Below are 15,397 nucleotides of genomic sequence, written 5' to 3' on the forward strand. Positions count from 1 at the left end.
ATCAGCCTATTCTTTTTGCCTTCCCAAAAAGCGGTAATATGGTATGTATTGATTATATGTGCCCGCAATTATATTAACGCACGTATTCTTAAAATGTAACTATTAGAATGATCCATTCATATGATTGTTGAATTATTACATTTGATAATAAGAGATATCTGATGCATAAATCATGTGATCCAAACATCTAGAAAAACAAATAATGCTATCTAGCTGGTGGGCGTAACATACAGCCACGACTTGATTAGCTCTTAATTTTATGGTTAAAGTCGTAACATAGTCTCCCTCCTGAACGTGTTTTGATGTTGGCGGATAATTATCGAACTGTAAGGAGGAGGGCCTTTGGCTGTGAGTACAAACATTATTACAACTCAAGATGGTACAAGGATCTTCTATAAAGATTGGGGTACAGGGCAGCCTGTTGTCTTTAGCCATGGTTGGCCGCTAAATGCCGACGTATGGGATGATCAGATGTTCCTTGTGGCCTCCAATAGCTATCGCGGAGTCGCCCATGATCGACGCGGACATGGGCGATCTAGCCAGACCTGGAACGGCAATGATATGGATACATATGCTGATGATCTGGCGGCGGTTATGGATGAACTTGATCTAAAAGATGTGGTTCTGGTTGGACATTCTACTGGCGGAGGTGAGGTCGCTCGCTATATTGGACGTCACGGAACTTCGCGTGTCGCCAAGGCTGTGTTGGTAGGAGCAGTGCCGCCATTGATGCTCAAGACACCTACGAATCCTGGTGGCCTCCCTATTGAGGCGTTTGACCAGATCCGAGCGGGTCTCGTTGCGGATCGCTCACAATACTATAAGGATTTAAGTTCTCCTTTTTACGGCGCCAATCGTCCAGGCGCTAAAGTCTCACAGGGATTGCGCGATGCATTCTGGTTGTGGTCGATGCAGGTTGGATTTAAAGGTGCTTATGATTGCGTCAAAGCCTTTTCAGAGACGGACTTCACGGAGGATCTTAAGAAAATTGATATCCCAACTTTGATTATACATGGTGACGCAGACCAGATTGTACCTATTGGTGACTCGGCCCAGCTTTCCTCAAAGCTGGTCAAGAATGCTACCTTAAAGGTCTATCCAGGTGCTCCTCATGGGCTTACCAGTACGCATAAGGACCATTTTAACGCTGATCTATTGGCCTTTTTAAAGTCATGAGAAATGAATAAACTCATTTCTCATGAGATATCCGGCTTGCCCTCCTATTGGCGTGGGGACACATGTCCATGCTTGCCGATATACTCTTCCATTGCCTCTCGCAGGATAACTGGCACATCGTAGTGTGGCTTGAGTCCCCACGTAGAATCGATGTAGTTACTGCTAGCATTAAGTTCGTTGTCTGTGCTTGCGATACGGTAGATGCGTTCGGCCTCTACCGGGGCGCCTGCGATAAGAAGTTCTCCATCGTGGTAGCTGGCGCCGCTTAGATGAAAGAAACCAAGCGCGTGCCCACGCAATGGACGTGGACGCTCAGCGGCCTTCTGAGGGTTGTAGCCGCGCCGCACAGTAGCGAGCAGTTGTTCACCTGTCATTTCGACAATGGCAGGATTTGAAGGCCAGGGGCAAATTTCCCATAGCATTTTGCGTGTAAGTGGGCCTGCTGGAATGCCAGCGATAAAGGAGATGCCCGCCGTGACCATTCCGATATCCGCGCTCATCCTTTCGCGTAACATATCCGCCATCAAGTTTGCCGCAGCACACTCATGCTCCTCTGAATAGTCAAACGGTTTATCCATAATGCCCACAATCATATTGAGGTGATGCTCCATTTCTGCTTCAACACGTTCTACCTCAATCTGAATTTCGGGAGCGGGTGGAACCTCTTCTTCAACCGTTCGTACCTGAATCTGCTCAACGTGCAGGTTTGAACCATCCCAGAACAAGTCAATCTGACCCAGGTGTTGTGCAAAGTAGCCAGCTTGTGCGATCAGGACCTCGCCGATTTGTTCTCCCTCTGGTAGTAAGTCATGCGTGTGTGCCCCAATGATAAGTGGGACAATACCTTGTAACTCCAGCGCCAAATTGCGGTCATTAGGCAGCCCCAGGTGCGAGAGTACGATGACTACCTCAGCTCCTTGCTGATGGAGTTCGGTTGTGAGTTCGCGTACCAGTGGTCCTGCTGGTAGCTCTGGCATGCTGAAGAATTCAGTATAGATATTATTAAGGTTGTCTGTCAGGCCAATGATACCCAGCCGCAAACTTCCTGCCTGGAGAATTGTAGCTGGGAGCGCGCCCTCGGGTACCGCACCTTCAGGGGTGCGCATATTCGCTAATAATTCAGGAAAGTGGACAGCCTCACCATATTCTTTAAGGATCTGATATCCATACCGCATCATGCCGCCATTTCCAATGGTTGCTGCATCGCAGCCTGCTACCGCTAGCAGGCGGTGCATCCCGACTCCGCGTGTCAGGTTACTCAAGCGCACTGATGATTCTTCGATATCGCCCCCATCCAGATAGAGTATCGGAAGTTCGGGATGCTCCTCTCGCTCACGCTTGACTAGTGTGGCGATACGTGCAAGCCCTGCTATTCGTCCATGAATATCATTGCTGTGTAAAATGCGTATACGCTGAGGTGTAGCAGCCATAGAACGATCCTTTTCTTGTGTGTTTTGCCTGTATCTTAACATATGAGCTTTAAGTGGATTTAATATTTTTGTAAAGCATAAAGTAAGGGATGCAACATGCTTTCCATTGTTATGGTCAATTTGGATAGTAGCGTAGTGTCTTCTCTAAATCTGGATATTGTGATCACTATCTGCTAAACTGCTTAGCAGACATGATTAATAGTGTGACAGAAAAGGGAATTGTAATGAGTCGCGAGGCACAGCCATCCATCACGGACGAGGGACAACAAATGTTTATACAATACGCCAGTGCCCTTCACCAGACTCCCAAACTCTCATCAGTGACAGTGCGCAACTATTTGAGCGATCTCCGTCAGTTTATTGCCTGGTGTGAGCAAAAAGATGCTTCTCACATCACCTTTGCGCCTGAAAATATTACCCTCGCGTTGCTAATGCGATATCGCGACTACCTGCTCATTACGCTCAAGCTCAAGCATGCCAGTGTTAACCGCTCACTCATAAGCTTGAGGCGTTTCTTTTCCTGGGCATCAGCATCGTGTCTCACACAATGCGATTTTGGCAGTGCTTTCACGCTTATCCCTCGGGACGCTCCAATGCCGAGATACTTGAACAATGAGGAGGAGCGTGCCTTGCTGGCTGCTGTAGGCACCTCTGGTTCATTGCGTGACCGGGCCATAATAAGCCTACTTCTTTATGCTGGCCTGAGAGCTCATGAGTTATGTGCTTTGACACCCCAACAGGTTCACTTTAATCAAGGAGGTGTGACGCTTAATATCATAGATCAGCGCCAACATGTGCGCGAAGTGACGCTTGAAGAATGTTCTGCCCTAAGCGAGTATGTTGCTTCGCTTCCGTCTGAATGTACTTATCTCTTCATGTCAACAAAGACTGGGAAAGCCCTTACTGAGCGTGCGCTTGGGCATCTTGTATCGAAATATGCTAAACTTACGCGCCTCGTTGATATTAGCCCACAGGATCTTCGCCACCGCTTTGGATATTGCATGGCCCAAACCCTCCCTCTGGAACAACTTGCACGCGTCATGGGCCATGAGTCGTCAGCATCTACTGTGCTCTACTTGCGAGGTGTTCAAACTTCATCTTCTACAATCCGCCCTGCAATACCAGTGCTTGCCTCTAAACTGTCTCCGCCGCATTTACCATCGCTGGTCATAGAGCGTTTACGTCTGATGGATTGGCTTGATGGGGCGTGCTCTTATCCGCTTACACTAATACAAGCCCCCGCAGGCTATGGTAAGACGACAGTTGTGAGTCAGTGGCTTACCGTGCGCGATATGCTTCCCACTGCCTCCTGGTTCACCTTGGAGATAGATGATAACGACCCCTTTCGTTTCTGGAGTACCCTCGCGATGTCTCTCTTAGAGAAAGAACTGGCGCAATGCCTCATACAAAATCCGTCGAACGAGATTCCTACCCTTCTACTCAATGAGCTTGTGCATAAATCACATGATATGCTGCTTGTGTTGGATAACTTTCAGGTCATCAGAGAGCCTCGGCTGGTGGAAATGTTGACTTATTTTTTAGATCATCTTCCACCGGATATGCGTGTTATATTGCTTTCGCGCTCAGAACCCCTTCTTCCTCTTATGCAATGGCGTGCCAGAGGCAATTTGCGCGAGATGATTGCTGCTGATTTGCGTTTCTCGATGGAGGAAACGCTGACGTTTTTTAGCGAGGCTCTTTCCACACCACTTCCTGAGACTCTGCTCAAGCGCCTTGATACATCTCTGAAAGGCTGGCCCGCCGGATTGCGCCTTCTCTCTCTGGGGCTCACACATTCGCGTGTCAAGCTGGATATTGAGCAGGCTCTCACGTTATCTGTTTCAAATCCTGCTTCTCCTTATAAATTGCTACTTGATTATTTTGATACTGAGATTTTCGCTACACAGCCTGAATTTTTGCAACGCTTTCTCCTACAGACAAGTGTATTGAGCCGTCTGAATGTTTCCCTCTGCAATGCTCTAGCTGGGGATGAAATGAGCACCTCTTCTTTGCAAATGATTGAGCGTTCAGGGCTTTTTCTAGAGGCGTCCGATGCTGGATGGTATAGTTATCATCCACTCTTTGCCGAGTCGTTGCGTCGTAAGGCCACTCACAATCTCGGTGAGGAGGCTGTTCAGCGGTTAGCCCGGTTTGCCAGCCAGTGGTACGAGCAGCAAGGTATGCACGCAGAGGCTATAGAGGCGGCTTTGCTTTCACGAGACATGGAGCGTGTCGCGCTCCTGTTTGCTCATATTGAGATGCAGGGAGATGTCGAGGATATGCAAACCATCCTGCGTTGGGTCGAGCCGTTGCCAGAAGTCGTATTGCGTGAGCATCCTATGCTCTGCGTCTCTATCGCATCCGCGCTCCGCTTCTCGCAGGCGTCTCTACCCCTACCAGCAATGATAGCCGCACGTATAGAGACTCTTTTGCAGATGGCCGAGGAGAGTTGGCGACAGCGTAATATGCTTTCATGGGTTGGTGTGGTCTGGGGAAATCGCGCGCTGATTGGCCTGGATTTACAGCCCCTTGCTCACATTGCTCGTTCGGCTCGGCAGGCCCTTGCCCTGCTTCCTCCTGAGGACCCCGATAAGCATATTCAAGTCTGGATTGGCACATGTCAGTACTTTACAGGAAGTGAAATGCTCTTTCTTGGTAGGGTTAAAGAGGCTCATCGGACACTCTTAGCCGCCAAAGAGCGTAGCCTCTTTCTGAAGAACTACTTCCTGTCGAACTCCATTCATTCGGCATTGGGCAAGTGTAGCCTGCTTCAAGGCGAACTGCGCCAGGCAAGTACCTATCAGCGCGAAATGCTTGCTGAAGCTCGCAAGCAGAGTGACCATGAAATGGTTGTGGATGCATTGTCAGAGTTGGCATGGATTGCCATTGAGCGTAACGATCTAGTATCGGCGGAGCAGCAGGTTCGGGAAGCCCTTGAACTCGCTCGCCAGACTGGCGTTCGCCAGGACCTACACGTTCAAGCCTGCTTACAACTAGCCCTCTTACGATATGCTCAGGGTGAGATTGAGGAGGCTCTACAAGATATCCTGGACCTTCTCCCACATCAACATCAGGTTTGGACTTCCGACAATTCCTGGCTGTATGCTCGCCTTTATGTCTGGTATAGTCGCTTACTGCTTGCCACAGGTAACGCACAAGCGGTAGAGGTCAGCCTGGGAGAGGGCTCCCCAACAGTGATCGAACGCCTGACAAGGCAAGTAATGCAGGGGCGTGTTTTTCTCGCCCAGGGAAAGGCTCGTCCTGCCCTGCGCACACTCTCATCTTTGCTTCCTCTCGCAGAGGAATATGGTTATAGTTCCCTGGTACTTGAGATACAACTCCTGCTCGCCCTGGCTCACTCTGCTTGCAAACAGCATCAGCAGGCTCGGCGCTGGATATGTGAGGCTCTTTCAAGAGCCTCGCGTGAGAGTTATGTCCGCCTCTTTCTTAATGAAGGCAAGCCGTTGGTTCGCTTGCTTCGTTCGCTTCTCCCCGCTTTGCAACATGACGAGTCGTTGCTCTCTTACACGCAAATGCTTCTGCGTGCAGCCAGTCAGAGCGCTGAGCAGGCCCTTTCATCTTCAGGTCGCTTGCTCTATGAGCCTCTGTCTGTGCAGGAAAAGCGTGTACTACGCCTGCTCACATCTGGCTGGAGTAATGCGGATATCGCGCGCGAGCTGATTGTCTCTGTCAACACAGTCAAGGATCATGTGAAACACCTCTATCAAAAATTAGGTGTCGTCAATCGTGTCCAGGCCAGCGAGGCTGCACGGCTCCTGAAACTCGACTAAGCTCCTCCACAATTCGTTGGACAGAACCACCCATTAGGAGGATAGTTCTGTCGTTTTGCCCGGCTATACTGCCACCAATGAGTTGAGAGTCAACAAACGAACTACACCGAAACTGTAAGTGGGCTTATTCACCATCGAATTGAAGGAGCATAAAGATGTTTCATTATGCAGGCAAAACAGCGTTGATCACTGGCGCTTCCTCTGGTATTGGCGAAACCTTCGCTCGCGAACTGGCAGTGCGTGGAATGCATCTTATCCTGGTTGCGCGTTCGGAGGCACCTTTACGTACACTCGCGACTGAGCTGGCAGAGACGTATAACATTCGTAGCGAAGTGATTGTCGCCGACCTCAGCCAGCCAGAGGCAATCGCTAAGGTGCAGGATACGGTTCAAACGTTTGGATTGCATGTTGGTCTTCTCGTCAACAATGCTGGCTTCGGGACCTATGATAACTTTGACGCACTTGATCCTGCACGCGATCATCAACAGGTTATGCTTAATGTCACCGCTGTCGTTGATTTGACCCATGCGTTTCTACCTCAGATGGCTGCGCGTGGCGAGGGGGCGATCCTCAATGTGGCCTCAATGGCAGCCTTTATTCCTACTCCTTATATGGCTGTCTATGCTGCGAGCAAAGCCTTTGTGCTTTCCTTCAGCGAGTCGCTCTGGGCGGAGTATCGTCAGCGCGGTATTCAAGTGTTAGCGCTCTGTCCTGGTCAGGTCGAGACCGCTTTCCATGCCAAGACTGAGAATCCCGTACCAGATGTTGGTGTCAAGGTAACCCCTCGGGAGGTGGTAGTATCTGGCTTGAAGGCGTTAGAGCAAGGGAAGCGCTATGTTATTCCAGGGCGTATGAACCACTTCTCTATTCAGATGGCTCGCCTTATGTCCCGCTCATTTCTGCTTAAAGCCACCGAGAGCAAGTTGCGTGAGAGACTGGAGAGTGTTGGTAAGCACTAAACTGCCGCCCGCGCCAGGCAAGCCTAAGAACTAGTTAGGCAGCACGGAGGAACAGAAGTGTAAGGAGGGGAGGGGTTAGGGAGTATTCCCTGGCTCCTCCTTCTTTGGGTATTCCTTCCAGAGTGGATAGGGGATACCAGCGAGCCGGTTGATGACAATTGCCTGAAGTGTTAGAAGTACCACCGCGACCATCAGCAGAACGAGTTGCCAGGGTTTTGTGAGTATGCCCAGTGAGATAATCAGTGTTGTGGCTCCAGCGGGTGGATGTGGCGCTCTAAAAAGAATCATTAGACCAGACGTCAGCCCCAGCGAGAGCGCGGCTGCTAGGACGCGTGACCATGTAACACCGCCGCTGATCGCGGGATCCGCTGTCGTTAGCCCTGTGACGATAAGACTTAGATAGCCCATCAGCGTTCCGATGAGCTGCCCGATGATGATATTATGTGGCGAGGCGGTTGGTGAGGTGGGGGCATAGTAGCAGAGAAAAGCGGTGGGGCCAAGTGAGGGGAAGATAAATGGTGAGCCAGTAATGGCTGCTAGCATCGCCATCAAACCGATACTGATGCACCCGTTGAAGAAGCTAAAGAGCGTGAGCACTATTGCCTTTGAATGATGGGCCATGAGCCAGGGGATACGCAAGCGTGTTATGAGCCCTCTTACAATATCCACCATATTATGTTGCCCCTGTTCTTCTGGAGGACGCCAGCCAGTGGGCTGCTTATGCTGTTCTTCTCCCTCCCGCTTCATAGTGTCTCCATCCTGTCTCATGAATAACTACAATGCGGCATAGTCTAGTGCAGCTGCTCTCTCTAACACGCTCTGCACTGTGAATGGTAACTTGCGAGAATCTTCTTGACATCCTGATCTATACGTCGATATAATGCCTACATATCGTAGTTTCTTCAAGTACCCTCATGGAGGTTCCCTACATTTATGCCAGCTCACCGCTAACTCCACCCTGCTTCCGCTGAGAAGCGTAACAACACATCATTACTCCTCTTGTGATTATCTTGCACATGATGGTGTGTCTGGTATGGAGAAAGTGCGATCATAGTGATGCCTGGTATGGATCTGTAGCAAGCTAGTCTTTCCTTGTTTGCAGTGTATTCATCTCCAAACCCTCTATTCTAGTAGATTATGCCTTGCAGCATCTTCTCCATACCTTTGCCACTTTTCAAATGTGTTTGTTTTGAACTGGAAAGTTTGTTATGGTAAAGATCCATATCCTTGGTGGCTCTGGTAGTGGCAAGACTACGTTAGCGAGCGATATCGCTGCTCGCCTGTCCATCCCTCATTATGAACTAGATACCTTTGGCTCGAAGAATGGTGCCAATGACGCGGCATATATTGAAGATGCTTTTTCAATTGCCTCTCAGCCTTCATGGGTCACAGAAGGTATCTTCCTCATTTGGACGGAGCCGCTACTCTACCATGCCAATTATATTGTGCTGTATGAGGTCCCCTGGACAACTGCCGCCTGGCGTATCATTTTTCGTCATATTAACAAGAGTTTGCGTGGTATTAACCCCTATCCTGGCTTCAATGGATTGAAGTTGCTCTTCAAGCTACTCAAGGATACACGCAACCATTGCTTGAGTAGGGAGATTACTGACCCAACAATTCTGGAGTACCAACGGCTCTATCTTGAGGGACAAAGAGAGCCTGCCGATCTTCTCGATGCTGAATACATACTGGTTCGTCTGAAAAAGTACTTTCCCGTCGTCTTCGCGCCCACAGCGGCCTTCGTTCATCAGTATCTAATGCCCTACAAGCACAAAGTTGTGCTCATTCGTACCAACGCGGATCGTAAGCGCTTCCTTGCGCGTATTGATGCCTTGAGCCAGCACAATAGCTCAGTATAGGTATCCTGACTATTCGAATGTAAGGAGAGCAACCAGTCGGTGCAACTGGTTGCTCTCTTCGTCACTTCACTAGCTCATTTGCTAGTGCTGGAAGTGCGGCGAAAGCATGGAAGAATTCTTCTCCACCATCGACAGGCACAGGATATGAGCTCATCTTTGCTACGACGAGTTGTGCTGATGGATCAATGTAGAGAATCTGCCCACCGTACCCTAATGCATAGTAAGCTCCGTGCTCGTTGTTTGCCAGCCACCACTGATTATGGTAAGGCATAGGATTATGTGAGCCTGGAAGTGCAACTCGCTCCATGTCCTCGATCACAGCCTCAGGAACAATTTGTTTTCCATTAAACCTACCTTTTTGCAGCATCATCTGCCCGAAGCGTGCCATGTCGCGGAGTGTGGTGATGAGTCCCGATCCTGATGTCTCTTCGGTGGTAGGGCCAACAACCCAGGCTGCGTCTCGTTCTACTCCCATTTTGCTCCAGATTCGCTCTTGCATGATGTCGGCGAGGGGTTTGTTCAGCAAGCGCTTTATGATCCAAGCCAGGATGTCACTATTGGGCGTCTGATAAGTGAAGCGCTCTCCATGCTCACCATCTCTGTACATTGTCGCAAGTAGTTCATAACTCGTCTCTGGGCCTGTATATTTTTCAGGTTTTGCTAGCCACCCCAGCGTGACGCTATATTGCCAATCCTCAACCATGCTTGGATGAGCAGTCAGAGGCCCACCCTCGACCCTGCGGAATTTTACAGTCGTCGTCATGTCCATTGCTTGCTGTACGGTCGCTCCAGCGAATCCACTTTCCTTTAACTCAGGCAGGTAGTATGTGATCTGGTTTTCTAGATCAAAGAGCCCTTCATGCGCTAGCATCGCTGCTAGTGTTCCTGTCATGGATTTACTGCCTGAAGCCCAGGCGTGAAGGGTGTGAGCTTGCATACTATTGAGATAGCGCTCATAGATCATCTTACCTTGGTGGATGACCGCAATCCCATCTGTGTAGCTAAGCTCTAACATCTCACCAAAGGTATAGCGTGACCCATTACGTCTTTGATAAGATATCCCATCCAGGTCGCGTGGCTCTCTATCGAAATGTACGACGGCACCTTCCCCACGCCATACTTCGGCTGTGGGATTAAGCTTTTGTATGTTCTGGAAACTCCAACGGTTATATGGTCCCAGGAGTTGCTGCGCATGTGTAACTCGTGCCTCCTTAGATGGTGGAAAGCCGCGCATAAAGTCGTCTCTTGAAGCTCCATTTTTTACATGTTGTGTAGACATATTGTCATACCTTCATTAGTGTGCAATGATTTTAACTACCCGAGAGAATCCATTGTGCTCTCTCAGGTGTGATAGCTAAGTATATCGCGTTATTCGGGTAGAGTTCGTAGTTCGCGCAGGCGCTCTACCTGTGCCCTGAGCACGCGTTTATTGCGCTGGGAGTTTGCTATCGAGGGATCAGGAACCCATTCAAGCATGCCATTTTCGATAGCGCGTACAATGCGCATACGAGTAGCCTGCGTGTTCTCTCCAAAGGCCAACGCGGCGGCATTGCTTATTGTGATCAGATCATCGACGGAGATCCACCAGCGCACGCGCGACACCAGGATTCCGATATCTGTACGCCAGAAGCCCTCTGGAATTGTCGCTCTGCTGTGTAATACGTTTCCCAGAAGTAATTCCAATAAGCGCGTTAGAGCCAATTCAGCCCGAGATATTGCCTCGGTGGATCTGTCATATCCACCATTAGCGATTCCGATTAAGTACGCGAGATCCTGCTGTAGTGGACTTTCCTTACCTGTCAAATTTTCACGTTCATTTGTAGCGCCAAGAGCCATCCCAAGATCTATATACCTTTGCTTCACTAAGGTTGTAATCTCTTGCGCTAGCCTGTCATCAAAGAGAGCCATACTCCTCGTCCTTCACTAAACCTCTTCACGTTCGTAAGTATAGCTTAACTAACGTTAGTTGTCAACCTTAATCCTGTCATGGTCTTTCGTGAATGGCATTGTGAGGAACTTCTCTCTTGATGCAAAGAAGCCGGGTCGAGAACATTTTTTGTTCTCGACCCGGCTTCTTTGGTGCCTTTTGTCAATTGCCGTAGGTGATGATCAAAGGAGCGGGATTGAGCGAGAGAACCTCCTTGGGGGTCATAATTCCGGTTTTGGCTTCGATTTTGTAGAAGATCTTGAAGCCTCCATAGCGGAAGTTGTGGTAATTCTGTATGTCTTGCCCTACCCACTCGGCGTACTGTGATCTCTTGGCTTCTTTGTCACCTGGAAAGCCTCCAACGCTATCTACATGGAACACGACATCAACGTTGGGGCTGGAGTGAATGTTGCGTTTATCCGCAATCTCTGCCTGTCCAGCATTATAGGGGTTGGACAATCCATCGCCATCGCCGCGATATTGATGGATGATGAGCATCTTGCGTGGAATGTGGTAACGTGCGGGCAGGGCGGCGACTGCGTCAATGATCGGATTGAGGTCGCTGGCACGAACATTGCTCAGGTTGGTTCCTGGGATTCCGTCGTGGCGTGGAAACATCCATTCTGGATCAATTGCGAGATGGACAAATGGATACTTCTCTAAGTATGGTAGGAAGGAGTTGACCTCTTGCATAACCGGTGCCTGCCCAATGTTGAGATCGAGAAATAGTAGCAGGTTATAACGGGCGCAAAACGCCAGGTATGCCTTCATGGTTTCGATATCAACATGGTGACTGTACGTGTTGTCGGGACCAGGATACGAGTCTGGCACACTTACGACAAGGTCAATGCCTAGTTGCACCGGATGAGCAGGGTCCAGGCGCTCATACTCTGCACCCTGTTTTTTAAGATCATTCAGCATGGATGTGCTTGGTACATAGGCTGGTCCCGTTACTTCCGCGCCTGGAACAGCGTAGAAGGCTACTACGCGATGATTAGGTAAGACAGCGCCCACATTAGGGTCAAAGGGAATCGGGGTTGGTTGTGCTGTTGGAGTTGCATGTGCCTGTGTCGTCGTTGGGGGCTTAGGTGCGCTACCCTGCAATAAGGTCTGCCACAATGGCAGCGTGACCAGAGCAGTTATCGCTACCAATGCGCAGCATATAGCTATTATCGATGTCCGTCGCTTGTACCAATAGACCTGTGGGCGTTCCAATAATGGAGATTTGTCGAGTAGATGTGTCTTTTCTTCTTCTATAGATTTCCGTTTAACGTCCTGGTCTTCAGATGTTCTTGCTTTGTTCTCTTTTTCAGAGGTTGTTTCTGCCTGATCTGTGTTAAGCAGGTGGGTCTTCTGCTGGTCCAGGGGTTGCTGTTCTCGCTCTATCGATTCAGGCGCATTCTTGTGCTGTGGTGCCTGTTGCATTTACAAGTTCCTTCAAGAGATACAGAAATATTAAGCTCTCAAAACAATCAAGCCATAAAGCCATATATATAGAATAATGTCTATCATGGCTAAAAGATCTCACCTGGTACTTTTCACCCGGCATCCTGGGTGACCTTGGTTATACGTATAGGTATAAAATGAGGGGCATGTTCAATTCGAAGAACATGCCCCTCATTTGTGCGTATGTGCTCTATTTTTTAGTTCTCTTGCGTAACTGACGTTTTGACCTGTTTGAGCCATCTGGAAGCCGTTGCGCGTGAGCAACCAACTTTGTCGACAATCTCGCTGATCTTGACCTCCGGGTTGCCTCGGTAAATTGCCTCGATAAGCTCGCCATAATAGCGCATTCGCTGTTCGTTTGCGCCATTAAGATCGATTGATCTCAACGCCCCTGTATTGCGCTCTAGATCGTTCTCATCCTGAGTGATGCCGGGAGGTAGGGCGCGCCGGGCAAAGCCGGGTAGTGTGACCGTAGCCGTTGTGTGTTCCACGGTCTCGCGGACCATCTCTGCCGTGACGCGGGAGAAGCGCTCCAGGGTTTCATTGTTCATAGCTTGCATCGCGGCCAGATTTTGAGTGTTCATCTCCTGCATTGCCTTTATAACCTGCGCCATCTCGCTACTCTGCTTGTTCTGCTCGACTAACGTGACCACGTTGGCCTGCTTCTCTGTGACTTCTACATTGTTTGCTTCACGCTGCTGCTGGCGATTTCCTGCCGCGATCTGCATGCGCCAGCGCTCCATTGTGCGGTCGACAGCCATAAGAATGAGCAAGAACGTCGCTAATGTGGCACGCTCGTAGACAAAGCTCGTTGAGTTGATGCCGAGTACACCCATAGCCTGTGTGATAGTGCCGGGTACGTCTCGATGCTGGGTAAATACGGCTCCGATAACGATTGAAACATAGGCGAGGAAGGCCAGAAAGGCGATATTAAAGATAACAAGTATCCATTTTCCCACCGGGTGCCCAACCATGCGTGCCAGATCGGGTACGCGTCCTATAACGAGCAAGATCTGGAAGTCTACACCGAGACCCATTATGAGCAGCCAGATGTAAAAGAGGAAAGGGACATGTCCCAGAACTTCACCATTGCTTAGCACATCCATAAAGCCAAGGACTGAGGCGACCGCTAGTAAGTATCCCAGCACAAGGTTGATGATTTTGTCCGCGCGATGCGTCCATTCGATGGCTCTTTCGTAGAAGCTCTCGGGTTCTGTTCTGGTCAGGTCAAACGTCGCAAGTGCTGACTCTTGATCCCTTTTCTCTTGCCGCTTCGCAGCCCGGTCCTGTTGCCGGGCACGTTTGGCCTCCTGACGCCTCTCGCGCCAGCTTACAGTGGCATGAGGGGCGAGTTGCTCCTCTTGCTGCGTAGTCTGTACTGTGTCCTGCATACGTGATGAGTCCTTTCAATGGTTCGGCCTGGTCAAGTGTGCCGTATATGAGTGCGAGCCACGTGCGGAAGAATAACCGCTAGATGCGTGAAGCGTTGCTCGTACTATATCGTGCTAGCGCTTCATTGTCTATATCCCCTGGGGCACACAGGGAAACCTGAATGGTTGCTGATACTCTCTATAAAGGCTCTTATTCTCGATGGTGAGACCACAGAAGAGGAATATTGTCATGAATTGACTCCTTAATAACAGGGATGCGTCAAGCTGGTAAACCTGCGAGCATCATGGTGTTTATGGGATGCGATGATAAGGCTGTTGACATTGGTTATGATGAGTTTTATGAGCGCATAAATGTTCCAGGTGACGATGGTACTTTAGAGTCATTTGTGAAACGGTTCCGAAGGAATTGCTGTGTAAATAATTCTTGTAGTCATGAGAATCATCAAAGCAAAACTCCCCAACATTTAGACATATATTGGGGAGTCATTTTCTAAACCAATTGGTAAAGCATCTAACGAATACTGCCTACTGAAACCCCCTTCACAAACGAGCGTTGGAAGATCAGGAAGAGTACAATGATTGGCACAACCGCCACTAGAGAAGCAGCCATCAGCAAGTTGAACTCGACATCATGAGCCGAGCGGAAGAATTGCAGTCCAATAGCGAGCGTGCGTAACGCATCGTTCTGCACATAGATTAGTGGCCCCAGGAAGTCATTCCATGAAGCGACGGCGCTGAAGAGGGCTACAACTGCCAGTGATGCGCGAGCCTGTGGCGCGACGATGCGCGTGAGGATCTGAAGCTCAGTTGCTCCATCTATGCGTGCCGCCTCGATCATATCGTATGGAATCTGTAAGAGAAACTGACGCAGCAGGAAGACATAGAAGGCACTTCCCAGGAAGGCTGGCACCGTCAGCGGTAGGAGCGTGTCAACCCACTTCAGGCGCGCGAAGAGGTCAAACAGCGGAATCGCCGCGACAGGAAAAGGGATAAAGATGGTCGCGATGACCAGATAAAAGACGATGTCGCGCCCAGGCCAGCGAATGCATGAGAAGCCGTAGGCGACCAGTAAGTTCGATACGACCGCTCCAATGATGCTCACCAGCGTTACCAACAGGCTATTAACGAAGTATCTCCCAAAGGGAATAAAGTTGTAGGCCTGAACGAAGTTCTCCCAGCGTATATCATGCGGCCAAAATGACGGTGGGAATATGGTGAGTTCCTGATTAGTCTTTAAAGCTGTGACCACCATCCAGACGACTGGGATGATAAAGACCAGGCTCATGGCGATCAGGAAAATTCGTACTCCAACCTGCTCAAGCAGGCGCGTGAACCCTGTAGCGCGTTTCTCCCTCGTTTCTGGTCGTTGCTGCTCTGTTTCAGGAGTGGCCTGTTTCATCATTGTTTGCATAGAT

Annotated in this window: 11 protein-coding genes; 4 read left to right on the forward strand and 7 right to left on the reverse strand. The window is 49.7% G+C overall.

What is annotated here, in order from left to right; translation table 11 throughout:
• Window positions 1–348: 348 nt before the first annotated feature.
• On the forward strand, window positions 349–1,176 hold the full coding sequence (locus K3T82_RS24425) for an alpha/beta fold hydrolase (protein ID WP_236031484.1): 828 nt from the start codon (window positions 349–351) through the stop codon (window positions 1,174–1,176).
• Window positions 1,177–1,220: 44 nt separating this feature from the next.
• On the opposite strand, the gene K3T82_RS24430 is transcribed toward K3T82_RS24425, so the two are convergent.
• On the reverse strand, window positions 1,221–2,606 hold the full coding sequence (locus K3T82_RS24430; RefSeq protein WP_220196167.1) for a bifunctional metallophosphatase/5'-nucleotidase: 1,386 nt from the start codon (window positions 2,604–2,606) through the stop codon (window positions 1,221–1,223).
• A 224-nt stretch (window positions 2,607–2,830) separates the two neighbouring features.
• Here K3T82_RS24430 and K3T82_RS24435 point away from each other — a divergent pair, with 224 nt between their 5' ends.
• Window positions 2,831–6,397, forward strand: a complete 3,567-nt coding sequence (locus K3T82_RS24435) for a winged helix-turn-helix domain-containing protein (protein WP_220196168.1) — start codon at window positions 2,831–2,833, stop codon at window positions 6,395–6,397.
• A gap of 155 nt (window positions 6,398–6,552) precedes the next feature.
• The gene (locus tag K3T82_RS24440; protein ID WP_220196169.1) at window positions 6,553–7,356 is read left to right on the forward strand and encodes an SDR family NAD(P)-dependent oxidoreductase; all 804 of its coding nucleotides are present in this window, start codon (window positions 6,553–6,555) and stop codon (window positions 7,354–7,356) included.
• Window positions 7,357–7,431: 75 nt separating this feature from the next.
• Here the strand turns inward: K3T82_RS24440 and K3T82_RS24445 are convergent, their stop codons facing one another.
• Entirely contained in the window at window positions 7,432–8,103 is a 672-nt protein-coding gene (locus tag K3T82_RS24445; protein ID WP_220196170.1) for an HPP family protein, read from the reverse strand.
• Between the two features lie 461 nt (window positions 8,104–8,564).
• Between K3T82_RS24445 and K3T82_RS24450 the strand changes: the two genes are divergently transcribed.
• Window positions 8,565–9,218: a P-loop NTPase family protein gene (locus K3T82_RS24450; protein WP_220196171.1), complete on the forward strand. Its 654-nt coding sequence runs from the start codon at window positions 8,565–8,567 to the stop codon at window positions 9,216–9,218.
• A gap of 61 nt (window positions 9,219–9,279) precedes the next feature.
• On the opposite strand, the gene K3T82_RS24455 is transcribed toward K3T82_RS24450, so the two are convergent.
• The 5 genes from K3T82_RS24455 to K3T82_RS24475 form a co-directional block, all read right to left on the reverse strand.
• Complete coding sequence (locus tag K3T82_RS24455; RefSeq protein ID WP_220196172.1) at window positions 9,280–10,497, reverse strand: serine hydrolase domain-containing protein; 1,218 nt, start codon at window positions 10,495–10,497, stop codon at window positions 9,280–9,282.
• An 89-nt stretch (window positions 10,498–10,586) separates the two neighbouring features.
• Window positions 10,587–11,126: a hypothetical protein gene (locus K3T82_RS24460; protein ID WP_220196173.1), complete on the reverse strand. Its 540-nt coding sequence runs from the start codon at window positions 11,124–11,126 to the stop codon at window positions 10,587–10,589.
• Window positions 11,127–11,307: 181 nt separating this feature from the next.
• Window positions 11,308–12,570, reverse strand: coding sequence for a hypothetical protein (locus tag K3T82_RS24465; RefSeq protein WP_236031487.1), 1,263 nt, complete (start codon window positions 12,568–12,570; stop codon window positions 11,308–11,310).
• A 218-nt stretch (window positions 12,571–12,788) separates the two neighbouring features.
• Window positions 12,789–13,982 carry an MFS transporter gene (locus K3T82_RS24470; protein ID WP_220196174.1) on the reverse strand — a complete coding sequence of 398 codons (1,194 nt, stop codon included), beginning with the start codon at window positions 13,980–13,982 and terminating at the stop codon, window positions 12,789–12,791.
• Between the two features lie 511 nt (window positions 13,983–14,493).
• Window positions 14,494–15,393, reverse strand: a complete 900-nt coding sequence (locus K3T82_RS24475; RefSeq protein WP_236031490.1) for a carbohydrate ABC transporter permease — start codon at window positions 15,391–15,393, stop codon at window positions 14,494–14,496.
• Between the last annotated feature and the right edge of the window lie 4 nt (window positions 15,394–15,397).

The sequence above is a fragment of the Ktedonospora formicarum genome, assembly GCF_016587355.1.
In the GTDB taxonomy this organism is placed as follows: Bacteria; Chloroflexota; Ktedonobacteria; order Ktedonobacterales; family Ktedonobacteraceae; genus Ktedonobacter; species Ktedonobacter formicarum.